Consider the following 16,720-nt stretch of genomic DNA (forward strand, 5'->3'; position numbering starts at 1 on the left):
ACCGTCGGCCCCGGCAAGACCGGTACTCCCGTTGACTAGGCGCGCAGGCCGTCGAACTCGATGGTCAGATGGCGGGGTCCCCTCAGGACGGCGTTCTGGCGGTAGGGCGGAGGATCTTCCACCAGGCGGGGACTGTCGAGCCTGCGGGCGAGCTCGGACAGGGCGATCTGGGTCTCGAGGCGAGCCAGCGGGGCGCCGAAGCAGCTGTGGATACCGCTGCCGAGTCCCAGGTGCTGGATGTCCTTCCGGTCGGGGTCGAAGCGATCGGGGTCCTCGAAGCGTTGCGGGTCACGGTTGCCCGACGCCAGAACCAGCCACAACGACGATCCCTTGGGGATGGTGACACCGCGGACCTCGATGTCGGCGATCGGTGTGCGCTGCGGCAGCAACTGCACCGGCGGTTCGTAACGCAGCAGCTCCTCCACGATCGGCACGGCCAGGCGGGGCTCGTCCCGCAGGCGCTGAAGGACATCGGGGTGGCGCAGCAGGGTGAGCATCCCGTTTGTGATCAGGTTGACCGTCGTCTCATGGCCTGCGATCAGCAGCAGGGCCGCTGTGCTGAGCACCTCCATCGTCGTCATGGCTCCGTCCGTACCACCGCCGTTGACCAGCGCGGAGAGCATGTCGTCACGTGGCGCCTTGCGCCGCTCCTCGATCAGCCCGGCCAAGTACATGCCCAGTTGCGTCCTGGCCTCCTTCGCGATGCGGTCCCGCTCGGCGGAGTCGTCGCTCGGGGCGGGATCCAGGCTGGCGGCGAGGGTGTCGGCCCAGGTGTGAAAGCGTGGCTCGTCCTCACGGGGCACCCCGAGCAGTCGGCAGATCACCGTCACGGGGAAGGGGTAGGAGAACTGGTCGACGAGGTCGATGCGGCCTCCGTTCCCGAGACCGTCGATGAGACCGGAGACGATCTCACCGAGTTCCGGGCGCATGCCCTCGACGCGCCGGGGGCTGTGCGGCGGCCCGAAGGGGCGGTTGGTCATACGGCGCAGCCGGTCGTGCTCAGGGGGGTCGAGCCGCAGGAAGCCGGGCGGCAGGCTCGTCTCCTCCTGCGGCTGCTCAAGCTCGTCGGCCACCGGCGCGGAGAGATTGCGGGCCTCGGAGCTGATCCGCGGATCGTGCAGCAGGCTGTGGATGTCGTGGTAGGTGCTGATGACGTACGGGCCGTCCTCGTCGTGGGCCACGGGCGTCTTTCGGAGCTCCGCGTAGAGGGGGTAGGGGTTGGCGCGGTTGGCATAGTCGGTGATCTGTCGCAGGAGAGACGTCATGACAGGTCCTTGGGGGCGAGGGCGTCGGCCGTGGAGACGTTGCCGGAGACGGTTCGGGTGGTGGCGCGGTCCGGCCCCGGACGGACCCGGACAGGAGGGGCCGCCGTCAGGTGTCCCGCGGTCGCCGGACGGCTCGCGGTCGTCATCGGCCGGGGGTGAAGACCAGTCGCCGGTCGGCGGGCGAGTAGCCGCTGAGGGTGACGGTCGGACCGTGGGTGGGCACGGAGGGGTCGGGGAAGTCGGCCGGGAGCGGGCGCTGTCCGTCGGAACGCCTGTCCAGGGTCGGGAACGGCGGCGGGAACGGCGCAGTCGACTCGATCAGCCGCTGGTAGAACGGCAGCCAGCGCGAGTTGTCGAAGGCGACGGCGCCGATGACGCGTCCCTGGTGTCCGTACACTCCCGTGAACTTGCGCTCCGCCAGTGCACCCTGGCTGATAAGGATCTCCTCGCCCATGGACGGCACCCCGACCGACTTGATGTTCACCCCGAACTGGGAGGACCAGAAGGCCGGTACCCACATGTGCGGGCGGCGTTCCGCGCCGGCACTGACCATGTTGTGCGCGGCGATCTCGGCCTGCGAGACGGCGTTGCCCCAGTGCTCCAGGGACAGGAACTGGTACCCGAACAGCGGGTGCGGGGACCTCGCCACGTCGCCGGCGACGAAGACGTCGTCGGTCACGATGCCCCGGATGTCGAAGGCCCGGCAGCCCGCGTCGCACGCGATGCCACGGGGGCCCGCACCCAGTCCGGATCCGGCCAGCCATTCCGTATTGCGGGTCGCGCCGAGCGAGACGACCACGATGTCCGCCTCGACCGCGGCGCCATCGGAAAAGTGGACGGAGCGCACGCGCCCCGCGGAGTCACCCTCCAGCGAGGTGACCATGACACCGCAGCGCAGGTCCACGCCGTGTTCGCGCTGCATCTGTGCGGCCACATCGCCGATCACGCCGCCGAGGGCACCGACCAGGGGCGCGGCGCCGCGTTCCGCGACGGTGACCGCAACTCCCCGCTCCCGGCAGGCGGAGGCGATCTCCGAGCCGGTGAATCCCGCGCCGATCACGACCACCCGGCTTGGACCCTGCGTGAGCCGGCTGTGCAGCCGGGCCGCGTCGTCGCGGGTGCGCAGGACGAAGACCCCGTCGAGTTCCGCCTCACTCTCGTTCGGCCACGGACGGGACCGCACACCGGTCGCGATCAGCAGCCGGTCGTACGGGACCTCGTCGCCGTCGGCGAGTTGCACACGCCTCGCCGCCATGTCGAGACCGGTGGCCGCGACCCCGAGGCGCCACTGCGCGTCCGGGTCCCGTCGCCGGGGAAGCGCGGTGCGGTCGGCGGCCGCCTTCCCCAGCAGGACCTGCTTGGACAGGGGCGGCCGGTCGTACGGCTCGTACGGCTCGTCCCCGATCAGCGTGAGGGACCCGGCGAAGCCCTCGTCCCGCAGCGTCTCCGCGGCTCTCAAGCCGGCCAGTGAGGCGCCGACGATCACGATCCGTCCCTCGCGCCTCAGCCATTCCAGCTGGCGGTCACCGTCCACGGGATGCCTCCTCGGCGTGCGCGGGGGGAGCACCGGCCGTTTCGTCCAGGCCCTCCACGAGGATGGCCTGGACGGGGCACGCGGCAACGGCACGCGCCATGTGCTCCCGCTGCTCGGCGTCGGCCTGCGGGGTGTACAGCAGTGCCTCGTCGCCGTGCATGGCGAAGACATCGGGCGCGAGGAACGCGCATTGCGCATATCCCTGGCAGCGGTTCAGATCGACGACAAGCCTCATCAGGGTGCGCCCTTCCAGTGGTTCCGTTCCTCAGCTTGCGGGTGTTGTCGTGTTGTCGCGAGCACAGACGGGCCAGAAGCGTCATGGGTCCGCATCGCCCGGGAACAGCGCGTCATGACGGGGAGGCCGATGCGGACCGCCGACGCAGTCCGGCCACGAGGATGTGCAGGCTGACAACGAGGGCCCACAGGGGGAAGACCAGCTCCGACCAGGCGATGCTGTCCGTCACGAAGAGCAGCGTCAGGGCGACGAGATAGCCCAGGATGGAAAGCCATCGGGGAAGGACTCCGAGCTGGTGCCCGATGGAGGAGGTCGACAGCGTGAACACCGCTGCCATGCGCATCGAATACGTCGTCAGAAGGCCGTAGGTGAAGTGCTGGCCGAACGACTGCAGTTGCTGCCCGGAGCCGGCCCCGGAGGCACCTGCCGCGGCCAGCAGGCTTCCCGCTGCCGCCGCGGCGCCGAAGAGAGTCGCCACGAAGAGCAGACCGCTGCCCAGGAACACAGTGGCGACGAACTTGTCCTCCGCATCCCCGATTCGCGCGCGTACCGCGCCCATGAACCACAGGAAGAAGATGCCCGCGAACGGGATGAGGCCGAGCGCCGTCTGCACCGTGCGCCGCCGCGAGGCATCGGAGAACCAGTCGCCGCTCGCCTCACCCGGGTCGGGCAGCGTCAGGCGGACCAGAATGATGGCGGCGCTGAGCAACAGAGCGAAGATGATGCCCACCAGGCCCGCGGCAAGCGGAGTACGCAGCGCCTGATGTCTTCTCACCATGGGCGGCCGGCTCGCTTCCTCTCCGCGTCCGTGGGACACCCGATACCGGGACGGACCACTGCAACCAGAAAGAACCCACTACTCGTGTCTGCGCCACCCCGAACGCGCATGAGGGTGACACGCGGCGAGGGATACCGTGCGCATCGCGGCCGCCTATCGCTGTGCGTACGAACGAGGTCGCGACCGGCGCGGGATGGTGCCACCTGCGCGACACCGGCGGGGCTTCGTCAAAGGGGGCGCCATCCTCGGGTTGATCAATCCGAGCATTCTGGGGCATTCAACCCTAAGGTGAGGGGCTGTGAGTGGCCACCAGCGAGTGCGGGACGACGAGGGGAACGCGGACCGACTCCTCGCGCTGTCGGACGGCGTGTTCGCCATCGCGATGACGCTGCTGGCGCTGGACATCACGCTGCCCGCCGGGCTGGACCCCGCCGGTTTCGAGGATGCGCTGGGGGATGTGATGCCCAACGTCTGGGCGTACGCCCTCAGTTTTCTGGTCATCGCCGCGTTCTGGCGGGGCCACCACCAGATCTTCCGGTACACGCAGAAGGTGGATGCGGTGGTCATCAGGCTCGGGTTGCTGAGCCTGGCGCTGATCGCCCTGATGCCCTTCCCCACCACCCTGCTGGCCGAGTACGGGGACGAGCCGCAGTCGGTGGCCGTCTACTCCGGCGCCGTCGCGGCCATGGGCGCCACACAACTCGCGCTTGCGGTCGCTCTGTGGAAGCGCCCGTCGCTGGGTAAGGCGCTGCCTGATCCCGTCGCACGCAACGATGTGGTCGATCTGGCGTCGACGGTGCTGGTATTCGCCGTCGCCGTGCCCCTCGCCTTCGTCTCCCCGACCGCTGCGAAGCTGTGGTGGGCGGTGCTGATCCCAATCAAGACGGTGACGGGCCAGCGGGCCAAGCGCCTGCGCTCGGCCGACCAGCAGGCCGACGCCCCGTAGGACTCCGTCACGGATCTCTTCGGAGGCCTGTCGGGGGCCTCTGCGCCGACTCGTCTCGGACGACGATGTGTCAACCAGCGGCGAGAGGTCCCGCAACGCCGCGGGCAGTGCGCCGATGCCGCGCTGGAAGTACCAGCCGCGCGCGCCCGGCGCAGGTCAGCGGCGCGGGCGACCCGCCATTCGTCGCAGAACTGCGTCATCCAGCCGTGAAACCCTCTGGGCGGGAAGAAAGAATGTGCAGGGACTCCGCCCTTCGGGTGATGCGGCGTCAGGGGGGTTGTGGACGGGCTCGCTCACCTGGGGTAATGGGCGTACCGGAACCGCAGGTTCATCCTTCCTCTTCGAGGCCAGACGATGGCCAGTCCGTCGTTCGCCCAAGCTGCGTAGTGCGATTGAGCCAGCGGCAATCACACAGGACAGGACCTGCCACCGGTGCGGCGCGCTCGAGCGTGGTCAGGAGTTGTCCGTCGCTCGAGCGGTCTCCCTGCCCCCCACCCCTATCCCGATGGCCTGAGCCAGGGGCGCCCCAGTCGCGGGCGACCAAGCCCGGGCGCACGTCCTGACCGAGTCGATGTGGTCGATCGGCTGCGGAGGATCCGGGCGTATGCGCCCCACAGTGCTTCCCACCCCGTGCTGTGCCAGGTCCAGGGCGGGTGCATCGCTTGCTGAGGAGTGGCGATGCCCGGCCGCTGGGACAGGACGCTCCTCCAACCATCGCACGCGTTGCCATCTTCTGGAGGTACACCCATGCCCATCAGCCCTAACCAGGGATCCACCGGTGGCGGCACCACCGTCACCATCACCGGCGTCAACCTCGCCAACGCCACTGCCGTGAAGTTCGGCAGCAAGCTGGCCACCATCACTGCCAACACCCCCACGTCGGTCACGGTCACCTCCCCGTCCGGGGCCGGCGTGGTCGACGTGACCGTGACGACATCGGGCGGCACCAGCAACCCGCTGTCGTTCTTCTACATCGGCGCCCCGTTCAAGAGCGCTCTGAACATCACCTCCGGGCCCACCGGGGGCGGGAACACCATCACCATCAACGGTACCGGGCTGTCCACCGCGTCTGCCGTCAACTTCGGGGCCAACGCCGCGACCCCGACCGTGATCTCCGACAGCCAGCTCAGCGTCACCGTCCCGGCCGGGTCCGGGGCCGGAGCGGTCAGCGTGAGCGTCACCACAGCCGGCGGCAGCAACAACGGCCTGTCCTACACCTACGTGGACACGCCCACGGTCACCACGCTGTCGCCCAACTCCGGATCGACCTCCGGCGGCACCGCAGTGACAATCACCGGCACCAACCTGTCCACCACCCAGTCGATCACCTTCGACGGCGTAGCTACGCCGTTCTTCGTGGTCAACAGCACCACCGTGTCCGTAGTCACCCCGCCCGGCACCGCAGGCGCAGTCGACGTCGTCGTCACCACCACCGGCGGCAGCGCCACGGAGGTCGGCGGCTTCACCTACGTAGGCGGTCCGGGCATCTGAGTCGGCGTCTTCCGGCACCCGATTGACCACCGGGCCGGACAGTGAAAGAGGCCCGGGCGTAGGCATCCACTCGCGCCCGGGCGCTCCCCGCCCACGGTGAACTCCGGCACACAGCAGCCGTCTTCACCCGAGTCTCGTTCACCGGCATCTGAATTGTCATTACCTGGCGGTGGGCTCGCTGAGCGGGTGGTCGTGCTCGGCGCTGACCCAGATTCCGCTGACAGCCCGACTCAATCGCCGGCCACGGCAGGGACGACGTGCCGGGCATGTGTCCATCCGCTTCCGCCCTTGATGGCAGCGGCCGGAAATGCCCAACCGCGTCGTAGGGGGCTTGCCCGCCGCGAGCTCCAGCTCATCTACAGCACCGTCCAATTCGCCCAGCACACCTATGCCTCGTGCGGCTTTGCCCCCAGTGATGCGTGAAGGAGTACAACCATGGCTGCCCCCACCTTGTCCTCTGTCAGTCCCAACCAGGGACCCTCTTCCGGGGGGGCCACAGTCACACTGACCGGTACCGGTTTCACCGGCGCGACAGCCGTCCGGTTCGGCACCACCGCCGCCGCCTCCTTCACCGTCACCAGCAGCACACAGATCATCGCGGTGACTCCCCCCGGGACCGGCGCAGTCAATGTCACCGTCACCACCAGCCAGGGCACCAGCGCCCAGACCGTCACCTACACCTACGCGGCCGTACCCTCCATCACCAGCCTGGCCCCCACCCAAGGCCCCACCGCCGGCGGCACCACAGTCACCCTCACCGGCACCAACCTCACAGGCGCAACAGCAGTGCGCTTCGACGCGACAGCGGCCACATCATTCACCGTCAACTCCCCCACCCAAATCACCGCCGTCACACCCGCCCACGCGGCCGGCGCCGCAGCCGTCACCGTCACCACCCCAGGCGGCACCAGCAACGCCCAAACCTTCACCTACGTGACCGCCCCCGTGCTCTCAAGCCTGGCCCCCACCCAAGGCCCCACCGCCGGCGGCACCACAGTCACCCTCACCGGCACCAACCTCACCGGCGCAACAGCGGTCCGCTTCGACGCAACAGCCGCCACATCATTCACCGTCAACTCCCCCACCCAAATCACCGCCGTCACCCCCGCCCACGCAGCCGGCGCCGCAACCGTCACCGTCACCACCCCCGGCGGCACCAGCAACGCCCAAACCTTCACCTACGCGGCAGTACCCTCCATCACCAGCCTGGCTCCCACCCAAGGCCCCACCGCCGGCGGCACCACAGTCACCCTCACCGGCACCAACCTCACCGGCGCAACAGCGGTCCGCTTCGACGCAACAGCCGCCACATCATTCACCGTCAACTCCCCCACCCAAATCACCGCCGTCACCCCCGCCCACGCAGCCGGCGCCGCAGCCGTCACCGTCACCACCCCCGGCGGCACCAGCAACCCCGACAGTCCCCCCGCCTACTTCTTCTATGCCACACCGCCATCGGCGACAGACATCGCACCCTCCTCCGGAACGGTGGCGGGCGGTACCACGGTGATCCTGACCGGAAGCGGATTCATCAACGCGACAGCGGTGCGCTTCGACGCGACGGCGGCCACATCGTTCACCGTCAACTCCCCCACGCAAATCACCGCCGTCACCCCCGCCCACGCGGCCGGTACCGCAGCCGTCACCGTCACCACCCCCGGCGGCACCAGCAACGCCCTCGCTTACACGTATCTCGCAGCCCCCACCCTCACCAGCCTGACTCCCAGCCAGGGACCCGCCAGTGGCGGCAATGTGATCGCACTGACCGGAACCAACCTCACCACGACCACCAGCGTCCTGTTCGACGGCACCCCCGTAGCGTTCACCGTGCTCTCCCCCACCCAGGTCACTGCACTCCCCCCTGCTGGCGCCGCAGGAGCCGTCACCGTAACGGTCGTCACTGCCGCGGGCGTCAGCAACGGGCTGACCTATACCCGCATCGCCGGCCCCGCCATCTGACCCGCCCCCCACCCGTACCAGCCGCTGGAAACGGACCCTGAAGGCGTTCGACATGACCGCTGTCGAAGGCGTTCAGCGCGGTCTTCCAGCGGCTGGTCCAGCGAGCCTGGCCGTTGCCGGTTGCGATCGAACGACACGATCGCCAGGTGAACACTGCGGTTCGTCCCCCTGTGCGGTCACGGCGAGCAGTAGGCGATGGCGGTGATGGAGTATTGCTGCGTGCTGGAGAGGTTGTGGAAGTTGACGGTCCAACTGTCGTCAGGGTTGGAGCTTGTGCTGCGGTAGTTGTTCACGGGGATGACCTCGTCGCCTGCCATCCAGCCACCGGAGATGGCTCTTTGACCGGCCGGACAGACGGCGACCAAAGCAGTGGTCTGTCCAGGTCCCAGCGTGCCGGGGGCTGTGTATACCGGCGTGATGTTGGCGGTGTTGGAGGGGCCCGTGGGGCCGGTGGGTCCCGTAGGTCCGGTGCGGCCAATGGGTCCCGTAGGTCCGGTAGGTCCCGTGGGTCCGGTCGGCCCGTGCCCGGCGGGTCCCGTGGGTCCGGTCGGCCCGTGCCCCGTGGGCCCCGGCTTGTCGCATGGCGGGACGGGGCGTGTGGCATGGACGTAGCGGGCGGCGACCCAGCCGGAGCGGTTGGCGAGTCTGTACCAGGTGGTGTCTCCGCCTACGTCCTGGCCGTGCGCCTCGCACGAGATGCTGATCTCGGCGCCTGCGGAGTACCCGCCCAGTTTGGTGGAGTTGGCAGTGGGCAGGGCACGGACGCTGAGGCCCCTCCTGGCCGTGACATCCCCTCGGACGGCCGTCCGGGGCACGTTCGGCATCTGCGCGGCAGCAGCCCATGACGGCGCGGCGCTCGTTGGCATCTGGGTTGCCGCTGCGGGTTCCGACAGCTCGCACGCCAGGCCCAGGCTCATCGCTGCCAGGACCAGTGGTGCGACCGCAATCCTTCCCATGACCAACCACCATGCCTTCCGTCGTGCTTTCACAATCAAGGGGATAGGTAAGGAGGAAAACGTATATCCCATCGATAAGCACGCTATGACACGAAAAACGTGAATACGTATTCTCCTGGTTTCTGCGCACCACCCTGCATCGGCTGCGCTTGTCTGCCGGATACACCACACCCACCCACTGCCCGGTGGTGCCCGGTCAGCCGAGTGCGGCCGGGGACTCCGCGCCGGGGACCAGTAGGCGAGGTGCGCCGGAGCCGTCGGCCGGCGCGGACCAGACGTCGGGATCGCCGCTGCTGTTACGCACCGTGTAGGCGAGCGTGGCGTTGTCGAGCCAGGCTGTTTGATCGTCGATGCTGCGGGTCTCGGCCGGCGTCGTCACCCGCATCGAGGCCAGTTCGAGCACGGACAGCCGCCAGCCGCGGGTGGGGTCGGCGCCGATGGCCTGCTTGAACGCGATGCGCGTGCCGTCGGGTGACAACGACGGGCACTCGACGTTCTCCTTGAGTGTGCGCACGGTTCTGGCGGCGAAGTCACCCTCGACGAGGTACCGGCGGCCGGCCGTGGACATGGTGGCGTAGAACCGGTTGTCGTCGGCGGTGAAGGTGACGCCCCAGAAGTTGACGTCGGCGGCCTGGTAGGGCCGCGATCCTCTGGTCACCGCGAACTTCTCCAGTGTGGTGACGAGCGCGCCGGTGCGGGTGTCGAGGATGCCGGTACGGGTGGAGAAGCCGCCGCCGCTGTACGAGTCGCCGCCGACGAACGTGGTCCACGCCACCATGCGGCCGCTGGCCGAGACCCGGGCCCGGTTGGGCAGACCGGGGACCGGGACCGCGCGCTTCTCATGGAGCTCCCGGTCGAGGACGACCAGGTGGTAGGACCACGGGGAGTCGGGACGGATGCAGACACCGGTGCCTGCCGCGGCGTAGACGCGGACGCACTCCAGCGGAGCGACCGTCCGCGGTCCGCCCGGGTCCACCCGGGAGACGGTGGCGAGATGGCGGTTGCTGACCACCAGCAGTCGAGGGCCGGGAGCCAGCGTCGCGCGGTCCGCGGTGGCGGTGAGGGGATCAGCGGTGTTGCCGGTGGCGCTGGTCCGGTGGGCGGCCAGGTGGATGTAGCCGATGGCGACGGCGGCGAGCACCGCCGTGGCGGCCACGAGGATGGTGATCCGAGTCCGCTGGGTCATGGCGCTCAACTGGATACCTCCTGAGCGACGGTGGTGGGTGGGCGAGCAAGCAGCAGCGCGGTGGCGGCGATCGCCACGACTGCGCCTATGGCGGCCATCCGGCTGGCGGTGGCCGGGCCCCACGCCTGCCAGGCCATCCCGAACAGGACCGAGGAGACGAGGTAGGCCAGTGCCTGACCGGTCTGGACGACGGCGATGCCGGTGGTGCGCAGCCGCTCGGGCAAGATCGGGCCTGCCAGCGCCATGAGCACGCCGTCAGTGGCGGCGTAAAAGACGCCGTAGAGGCCGAGCGTCAGGACGATCAGCGGCCATCCGTCCAGTGGTCCGAAGAGCAGCAGATAGACGGCGACCAGCGCGGTATAGCCGCACAGCATCACCGGCAGTCGGCCCACCCGGTCGGCCAGGACGCCGACGGGAGCGGCGAGCAGCAGATAGGCGAGGTTGGTGCCGACTGCGAGCAGCGGAAACCAGCCTGTGCTCAGCTCCTCGCGTCGCTGCAGGAGCAGGTACACGAAGCCGTCGCCGACGGTGGCCAGTCCGAGCAGGCAGGCGGCGAGGATGAGGCGGCGGACCGGCGCGGACCGCAGCAGCGATGCGGCGCCGCGCGGTGAGAGGGGCCTGGCCGCGGGTTGCAGGTCGCGCCGGTCGCGGACGAACAGCACCAGCACCACGACCCCGAGGACAGCAATGCAGAAGCTGGTGACGAAGACGGCGTCGAAGGACTGGCCGGCGGCGGCGAGGACCGCCAAGGCCACCAGCGGGCCGAGGAAGGCACCGAGGCTGTCCATCGCCCGGTGCACACCGAAGGCCCGGCCCAGGGCGTCCGGCGGCGTCGACAGCGTGATCAGTGCGTCCCGAGGTGCCGTGCGCAGTCCCTTTCCGGTCCGGTCGACCGCGATCACCAGGCCGACCGCGGCGACCGACCGGCCTGCCACGAGCAAGCCGAGCTTGGCCACGGCCGAGAGCGCGTAACCCACCCCTGCCACTGCCTTGCGGCTGCGTGTCCGGTCGGCGACGTAGCCGCCGACGATCCGCAGCAGCGCCGTGGCGCCCGTATAGGTCCCGTCGATGACTCCGTAGGCCATCGGGCTCAGCTGAAGGCCGAGTACCAGGTAGAGGGGAAGGACTGCGGTGACCATCTCGGCGGAGATGTCGGTGACCAGGCTGACCGCTCCGAGAGCGAAGACGTTGGCGCTGAGGGCGGGCCGTCGGAGGCCGGACCCCTCTGTGCCGACGGCCCCCTTGAACCAGCCGATTGTCGACAGGTACACGCGGTTGCGCACCTCCTGCGGCATGCACTGGGCGAGCGGGTGGGTGCGCCGCGGCGAGGGCGACCGCCCACGGAGCGTCCGTCTGCGGCGGCACTCGATCGCGATGACGACGGCCCATCGTCCGGTGTCCGCAACGCGTGAACCACCCACGGCAGTCGGCGAACAGGCATGCAGGACATGAACAGCAGGACATGTACAGCAGTGGCTTACTCACAGCCCGTCAGAACATGTGAGCGGGCGCGACAAGACCTCGCTGACAGCACGCACTACGTTCATCCAATCGGCGGGTGATGGCTGCGGAGAGCCCCTAGGTTCCCTGACGCGCTCCACAGCCCTCACTTCAGATGGGATCACCTGATGGGCAACCGCCACTTCCGGAGAGCAGCGATGGCAGGCGGAGCAGTCGCGCTGACGACCGCCGCCAGCGCCGCCTTGCTCACCACCGCCCCCGTGGCCACCGCAGCCTCGTCCACCTTCAACCCCGTTGCCGACACCTACGTGCAGGGCAGCACCCCGTCCACCAACTACGGCACGTCGACCCAGTTCGTGGTCGACAACTCTCCGGTGCGCCAGTCGTTCCTGAAGTTCACCGTCAGCGGTCTGACCGGGGCGGTGACCAATGCCAAGCTGCGGATCCGCACGGTCAGCAGCAACAGCGGCAGCAACACCGGCGGCACGTATCGGGCGATGACCAACACCACGTGGTCGGAGACCGGCACGACCTGGAACAACAAGCCTGCCATCGACGGCGCGACCCTGGGCAGCGTCGGCTCGGTCACCAAGGACACGTGGTACGAGATCGATGTGACCTCGCTGGTCACCGGAAACGGCACGTTCAGCATCGGCGCGACCTCGTCCAGCTCCGACGGCGCCTACTACGACTCGCGGGAGAGCGGCGCCGACGCCCCGCAGTTGGTGATCACCACCGGCACCGGCCCGTCGCCGAGCCCCACCTCCACCCCTCCGCCCTCGGGCGACCCGGTGCTGGTCGGCGCAGGCGACATCTCCAACTCCGGCTCCGGCGACACCGCGACCGCCAATCTGCTGGACGGCATCCCCGGCACGGTGTTCACCGCCGGTGACAACGTCTACGACAGCGGCACAGCCTCGGAGTTCGCCACGTACTACGACCCGACGTGGGGCCGTCACAAGGCGCGCACCAAGCCGGCGCCGGGCAACCACGACTACAACACCTCAGGCGCCACCGGCTACTACGGCTACTACGGCGCCGTCGCCGGACCCTCCGGGCGGGGCTACTACTCCTACGACCTGGGCAGCTGGCACGTGGTCTCACTGAACTCTGAGGTCAGCATGTCCGTCGGCTCGGCGCAGGAGCAGTGGCTGCGGTCGGACCTGGCCGGCAGCACCAAGCCGTGCACACTCGCCTACTGGCACAAGCCGCGGTTCACGTCGGGCGCCAACCATGCTCCTGAGACCTCCACGGGCCCTCTCGTTCAGGCGCTCTACGACAACAACGCCGACGTGATCGTCACAGGCCACAACCACCAGTACGAGCGTTTCGCTCAAATGAACCCGAGCGGTCAGCTCGACACCGCCCGCGGCGCCCGGCACTTCGTCGCCGGCATGGGCGGCGCCAGCCACTACGGCTTCGGCACCATCCTGCCCAACAGCCAAGCCCGCAACAGCGACACCTACGGTCTGCTCAAGTTCACCCTGCACTCCAACAGTTACGACTGGCAGTTCGTGCCCCAGGCCGGCAAGACCTACAGCGACAGCGGCACCACCAGCTGCCACTGAGTGATCACCTCCGGCACGACGCGGGGGCTGTCCGCAACCAAGCCACGGACGGCCCCCGCTGCCGTTCCCGCAGTTCGGCATCGCCTCACAGCCCCTCCCCGGGAGGGCGCCCGGCGGCGTGCAGGAGTCTGTCGGAATAGCGATCGATGATGTGTTCCACGGCGAACGTCGGCCGGGAGGCGAGTGCTTGGTCAAGCGTGAGCCAGAGGGGCGCCTCACCTTCCTCGTTCACGGTCAATTCCCCCTGAGCTCCGGCTGCCCGGCGGTTCTCGACGTCCAGCAGATAGGCGTGCCAACGATGGGCGTCGGAACCCCTCCTGCACACGTCTCCGTTGAGATGCTCGTCCGCAACGAGCCGGAGATCACCGTGCGCGTCGCGGATTCCTACTTCCTCCCAGAGCTCCCGCGCTGCCGCGCGCTTGGGGTCCTCTCCGCGTTCGACATGGCCTGCGGGTACGGTCAGACGGTAGGGAAAGGCAGTTCTCTGGAAGAAGAGAAATCTCCCTCGCGGGTCCCTTACGAATACGCCGGCACTCTCATGCCAGTACTCGCCGTCTGAATCTGTCCACCAGCAGATGCGGGGATCGACGACGACGGCTCTTTCCGCCTCGCGGCCGCACGAGCCGCAGGTGCACCGTTTCCTTCCGTCCACGACGATCCATTCGACGGTCTCGGCGTGGCAGTACAGGCAGTACTCGCCATGGGTGTCGTCCCGCAGCGGGAGGAAGTCGATTTTCATCCCCGCCCCTTTCAAGGAGAAGGCCGCCGTCAGCCGTACGGCATTCGGGAATCCCCACAGCCGTGGCTCGGTCAGATTCTGTTGCGGTTGGGCTTCCTGACGTCCGGCGCCTTCCGCAGGCCGTTTGCCGTGCCGGTCGCGGACGTGCGGGCGCCCGTCAGCAGAAGGACTGTGCCGAGTCCGCCGAAGACGAAGGTCGCGGCAGCGACGGCGCCCCATCCCGCCACAGCGATGGCCAGGCCGAAGACCGGTGGTCCCAACAGCATTCCCACACTGCCGAGTTGGTTGAGAATGCCATTGGCGACATCGAGATGTTCAGCACGGCTCACCGCGGCGGGGACGGCAGCGAAGACTGCGGAGATCAGCAGTCCGTCGACGAGGAGAACGAGCGTGGCGGCGGCGCCGCTGACCGCGAGTGGGAACTCGGCCGAGAAGGCGGGGAGGCAGGCCACCGGCATCAGTACGCCCAGCGGGACGAGCGAGGAGAGGGCCCAGCCGCGCCGCAGCAGCCAGCTGGCGGCAAGCCCTCCGACCGCACTCCCCAGGCAGACGAGTGCCACCACGGTGCCGGCCACCGTCGGCGATACGTCTCGGCGCTCGGTGAGGAAGAGCGGGAGGACCATCACCGCACCGACGCCGACCAGGGACAGGCTTCCGTACGCCGCGCCGAGCCTCAGCGCCCCGTTCCAGGTGCCGGCTGCGCGACGAGGGTGCTGTACGGGCGTCCTCGGCAGCCGAGGCAGGACGGCGGTGAGCACTCCGGCCATGATCAACGGACCGAGCGCTGTGAGGGCCAGCCATCGGTTCCACGTCCACTGGGATGCGAGGACTCCGCCCGTGGCCGCGGCGATGGCCAGACCCATCGGAACGCATGTCCCCCACAACGCGAGTGCTGCCGATCGGATGCCGCCCTGCGTCATGCGGGTGAGAACGACCGGACCCGCCACGAAGACCAGCAGGTAGCCGACTCCTTCCGCGACGCGCGACACCAGCAGCAGACCCCAGGATCCGGCGGTCGCGCTCGTGGCCGTTGCAACCGCCATGACGAACAGGCCCCAGGACAGAGCCCGGTGAGCGCCGAAGCGGCGGATCCACCATCCCGCCGGGATGCCGAGGACGGCGCTCACGGCCGTAATGCTCGATGTGGCCCAGGCGAGTTCACCGGCTGACAACCCCAGTGACGAACGCAGGGCGGATCCCGCCGGTGAGACAGCCCCCAGGCCGACTGCCGCCACCACGCCGGCGAGCCATGTCGTCACAACGTACTTCCAGGGTGCCGCCGGCACGCGGCGGTGACTGCCTCTCGTCCTGTGACGCACGGGTTCTCCTTGTGCTGGCTTGCGTGTTGTCCCGCACGGCGGTCGTCCAGGGCCGGGTGACCGGTGTCGCGTGGCGGGAGGGCCGATGCCTTGCGCGCCTCCCGCCACGCGAGTCCGGATCAGTCGTCGAGGCCGAACTTGGCCAGCAACTCCTGATGGCCCGCCACATATGAGGTGTCGGTGGTCACGGTCTGGTCGGAGGGACCACGGCTGCACATGCAGAGGTGGCGGCTACGGGAGGTGACTCGCACGGCTTTTGCGCCGCCGGAGGCCATGATCTCTTCAGCGATCTCCTTGACGAGGTACTCCTGGATCTGGAAGCGCCGGCTGAACGCCTGGACCAGGCGAGGGAATTTCCCGAGCCCGAGAATGCGGTCGCCGGGGACGTAGGAGATGTCGACCTTCCCGAAGAACGGCAGGAAGTGGTGGGCGCAGATCGAGAAGAAGTTGTTCTCCTGGACACGCACCACGCCGGTGTGCTCGCCGTCCACCAGGCAGGTGGTCTTGAGGATTTTTGAGGTGTCGATCTCGTAGCCGCTCAGCAGCTCGCGATATGCCCGGACGATGCGGTCCTCGCACTCCGGGCCGCTGTACCAGCCGAGCGCCCTCGTGTCGGTGGTTACATTGGTTTTGAGCCAGTCTTCAATGGTCACCTGCGGCCTCCATTCCCACTTCCACCAAGGGCTCCGAAACCCGGTGGAGTTATTTCACTATCCACCCGGTTGCATTCGTTGAGAACATCGCCCGCTTGGCTGACACTCGATCAGCCCAATTCGCGGGTCATATGCTAATACCTAAGTACTCAAAGACGCGGAGAAAAGTAACGTTTCCCCGACGCTTGAACCAGATGAATGGAGGGAACCCGGCGCCCGAAATGGCAAAGAAAAGCCGCCTGTTGAGCGCCGGAGCGCGGCCCGCTCATTCTGCCCGTCGTGGCGTGCAACAACACTGCGCCCCAGGGCGGCGGTCCGGCGCTCTCAGACCGTCGCGCGGCTCCTGACGGCGCGGCACCGCGGTGACGGTGGCCACGGGACATCCCCGCGGTGTCCCGGCCCGAGCGGACGACCCGGCAGAACAGCAGGTCCGGGCCGGCCTGTTCGGCCGTGCCGTCAACGGGCCGCCGGGCGGGAATCGCTGACGCTGCCGCGAATATCCGCGTGGAGGGAACGCCGAAGGGGTTTTCGCGGAACAATCTGCCTGTCCACGGCGGTTTGCGTAGGCCGCCGAAGCCTTGGAGCGGGGGTGGCGGAGTTGCGCACACCGGTGAGCGATCCGCAGTGCGT

The 16,720-nt window shown here is 68.6% G+C and carries 15 protein-coding genes; 4 read left to right on the plus strand and 11 right to left on the minus strand.

Annotated features, from left to right (window positions below):
- Positions 1-35: 35 nt before the first annotated feature.
- From OG741_RS02550 to OG741_RS02570, 5 genes are all read right to left on the minus strand, one after another.
- Positions 36-1,265 (minus strand): cytochrome P450, encoded by a 1,230-nt coding sequence (locus OG741_RS02550; RefSeq protein WP_405594646.1) that lies wholly within the window; start codon positions 1,263-1,265, stop codon positions 36-38.
- A complete protein-coding gene (locus tag OG741_RS02555; protein WP_405594649.1) occupies positions 1,262-1,411 on the minus strand; it encodes a hypothetical protein in 150 nt (49 codons plus the stop codon). The genes OG741_RS02550 and OG741_RS02555 overlap by 4 nt, the downstream gene beginning before the upstream one ends.
- On the minus strand, positions 1,408-2,799 hold the full coding sequence (locus OG741_RS02560) for an NAD(P)/FAD-dependent oxidoreductase (protein ID WP_405594651.1): 1,392 nt from the start codon (positions 2,797-2,799) through the stop codon (positions 1,408-1,410). The genes OG741_RS02555 and OG741_RS02560 overlap by 4 nt, the downstream gene beginning before the upstream one ends.
- Positions 2,789-3,034, minus strand: a complete 246-nt coding sequence (locus OG741_RS02565) for a ferredoxin (RefSeq protein ID WP_266485841.1) — start codon at positions 3,032-3,034, stop codon at positions 2,789-2,791. The genes OG741_RS02560 and OG741_RS02565 overlap by 11 nt, the downstream gene beginning before the upstream one ends.
- Positions 3,035-3,146: 112 nt before the next feature.
- Complete coding sequence (locus tag OG741_RS02570; protein ID WP_405594653.1) at positions 3,147-3,812, minus strand: hypothetical protein; 666 nt, start codon at positions 3,810-3,812, stop codon at positions 3,147-3,149.
- A gap of 298 nt (positions 3,813-4,110) precedes the next feature.
- Between OG741_RS02570 and OG741_RS02575 the strand changes: the two genes are divergently transcribed.
- The 3 genes from OG741_RS02575 (at position 4,111) to OG741_RS02585 (ending at position 8,208) form a co-directional block, all read left to right on the plus strand.
- Positions 4,111-4,758 (plus strand): TMEM175 family protein, encoded by a 648-nt coding sequence (locus tag OG741_RS02575; protein WP_405594655.1) that lies wholly within the window; start codon positions 4,111-4,113, stop codon positions 4,756-4,758.
- A gap of 747 nt (positions 4,759-5,505) precedes the next feature.
- Complete coding sequence (locus OG741_RS02580; protein ID WP_405594657.1) at positions 5,506-6,249, plus strand: IPT/TIG domain-containing protein; 744 nt, start codon at positions 5,506-5,508, stop codon at positions 6,247-6,249.
- A gap of 435 nt (positions 6,250-6,684) precedes the next feature.
- On the plus strand, positions 6,685-8,208 hold the full coding sequence (locus tag OG741_RS02585) for an IPT/TIG domain-containing protein (RefSeq protein ID WP_405594659.1): 1,524 nt from the start codon (positions 6,685-6,687) through the stop codon (positions 8,206-8,208).
- A 176-nt stretch (positions 8,209-8,384) separates the two neighbouring features.
- Here OG741_RS02585 and OG741_RS02590 read toward each other — a convergent pair whose 3' ends face one another.
- The 3 genes from OG741_RS02590 to OG741_RS02600 form a co-directional block, all read right to left on the minus strand.
- Positions 8,385-9,164, minus strand: coding sequence for a hypothetical protein (locus tag OG741_RS02590; RefSeq protein ID WP_405594661.1), 780 nt, complete (start codon positions 9,162-9,164; stop codon positions 8,385-8,387).
- Positions 9,165-9,360: 196 nt separating this feature from the next.
- On the minus strand, positions 9,361-10,350 hold the full coding sequence (locus OG741_RS02595; RefSeq protein ID WP_405594663.1) for a hypothetical protein: 990 nt from the start codon (positions 10,348-10,350) through the stop codon (positions 9,361-9,363).
- Positions 10,351-10,355: 5 nt separating this feature from the next.
- Positions 10,356-11,621, minus strand: coding sequence for an MFS transporter (locus OG741_RS02600; protein ID WP_405594665.1), 1,266 nt, complete (start codon positions 11,619-11,621; stop codon positions 10,356-10,358).
- Positions 11,622-12,008: 387 nt separating this feature from the next.
- Here OG741_RS02600 and OG741_RS02605 point away from each other — a divergent pair, with 387 nt between their 5' ends.
- Entirely contained in the window at positions 12,009-13,379 is a 1,371-nt protein-coding gene (locus OG741_RS02605) for a DNRLRE domain-containing protein (RefSeq protein ID WP_405594667.1), read from the plus strand.
- Between the two features lie 85 nt (positions 13,380-13,464).
- Here OG741_RS02605 and OG741_RS02610 read toward each other — a convergent pair whose 3' ends face one another.
- The 3 genes from OG741_RS02610 to folE form a co-directional block, all read right to left on the minus strand.
- Positions 13,465-14,118, minus strand: coding sequence for an NUDIX hydrolase (locus OG741_RS02610; protein WP_405594669.1), 654 nt, complete (start codon positions 14,116-14,118; stop codon positions 13,465-13,467).
- Positions 14,119-14,189: 71 nt separating this feature from the next.
- The gene (locus OG741_RS02615) at positions 14,190-15,437 is read right to left on the minus strand and encodes a CynX/NimT family MFS transporter (RefSeq protein WP_405594671.1); all 1,248 of its coding nucleotides are present in this window, start codon (positions 15,435-15,437) and stop codon (positions 14,190-14,192) included.
- 119 nt (positions 15,438-15,556) lie between these two features.
- Complete coding sequence (gene folE, locus OG741_RS02620) at positions 15,557-16,090, minus strand: GTP cyclohydrolase I (protein ID WP_405594673.1); 534 nt, start codon at positions 16,088-16,090, stop codon at positions 15,557-15,559.
- Between the last annotated feature and the right edge of the window lie 630 nt (positions 16,091-16,720).

It is taken from the genome of Streptomyces sp. NBC_01410 (genome assembly GCF_045040195.1).
In the GTDB taxonomy this organism is placed as follows: domain Bacteria; phylum Actinomycetota; class Actinomycetes; order Streptomycetales; family Streptomycetaceae; genus Streptomyces.

Coding starts and splice junctions, on each gene's coding strand:
- OG741_RS02550 (WP_405594646.1), bottom strand. CDS start 1,265: ATGACGTCTCTCCTGCGACAGATCACCGACTATGCCAACCGCGCCAAC.
- OG741_RS02555 (WP_405594649.1), bottom strand. CDS start 1,411: ATGACGACCGCGAGCCGTCCGGCGACCGCGGGACACCTGACGGCGGCC.
- OG741_RS02565 (WP_266485841.1), bottom strand. CDS start 3,034: ATGAGGCTTGTCGTCGATCTGAACCGCTGCCAGGGATATGCGCAATGC.
- OG741_RS02570 (WP_405594653.1), bottom strand. CDS start 3,812: ATGGTGAGAAGACATCAGGCGCTGCGTACTCCGCTTGCCGCGGGCCTG.
- OG741_RS02580 (WP_405594657.1), top strand. CDS start 5,506: ATGCCCATCAGCCCTAACCAGGGATCCACCGGTGGCGGCACCACCGTC.
- OG741_RS02585 (WP_405594659.1), top strand. CDS start 6,685: ATGGCTGCCCCCACCTTGTCCTCTGTCAGTCCCAACCAGGGACCCTCT.
- OG741_RS02590 (WP_405594661.1), bottom strand. CDS start 9,164: ATGGGAAGGATTGCGGTCGCACCACTGGTCCTGGCAGCGATGAGCCTG.
- OG741_RS02595 (WP_405594663.1), bottom strand. CDS start 10,350: ATGACCCAGCGGACTCGGATCACCATCCTCGTGGCCGCCACGGCGGTG.
- OG741_RS02605 (WP_405594667.1), top strand. CDS start 12,009: ATGGCAGGCGGAGCAGTCGCGCTGACGACCGCCGCCAGCGCCGCCTTG.
- OG741_RS02610 (WP_405594669.1), bottom strand. CDS start 14,118: ATGAAAATCGACTTCCTCCCGCTGCGGGACGACACCCATGGCGAGTAC.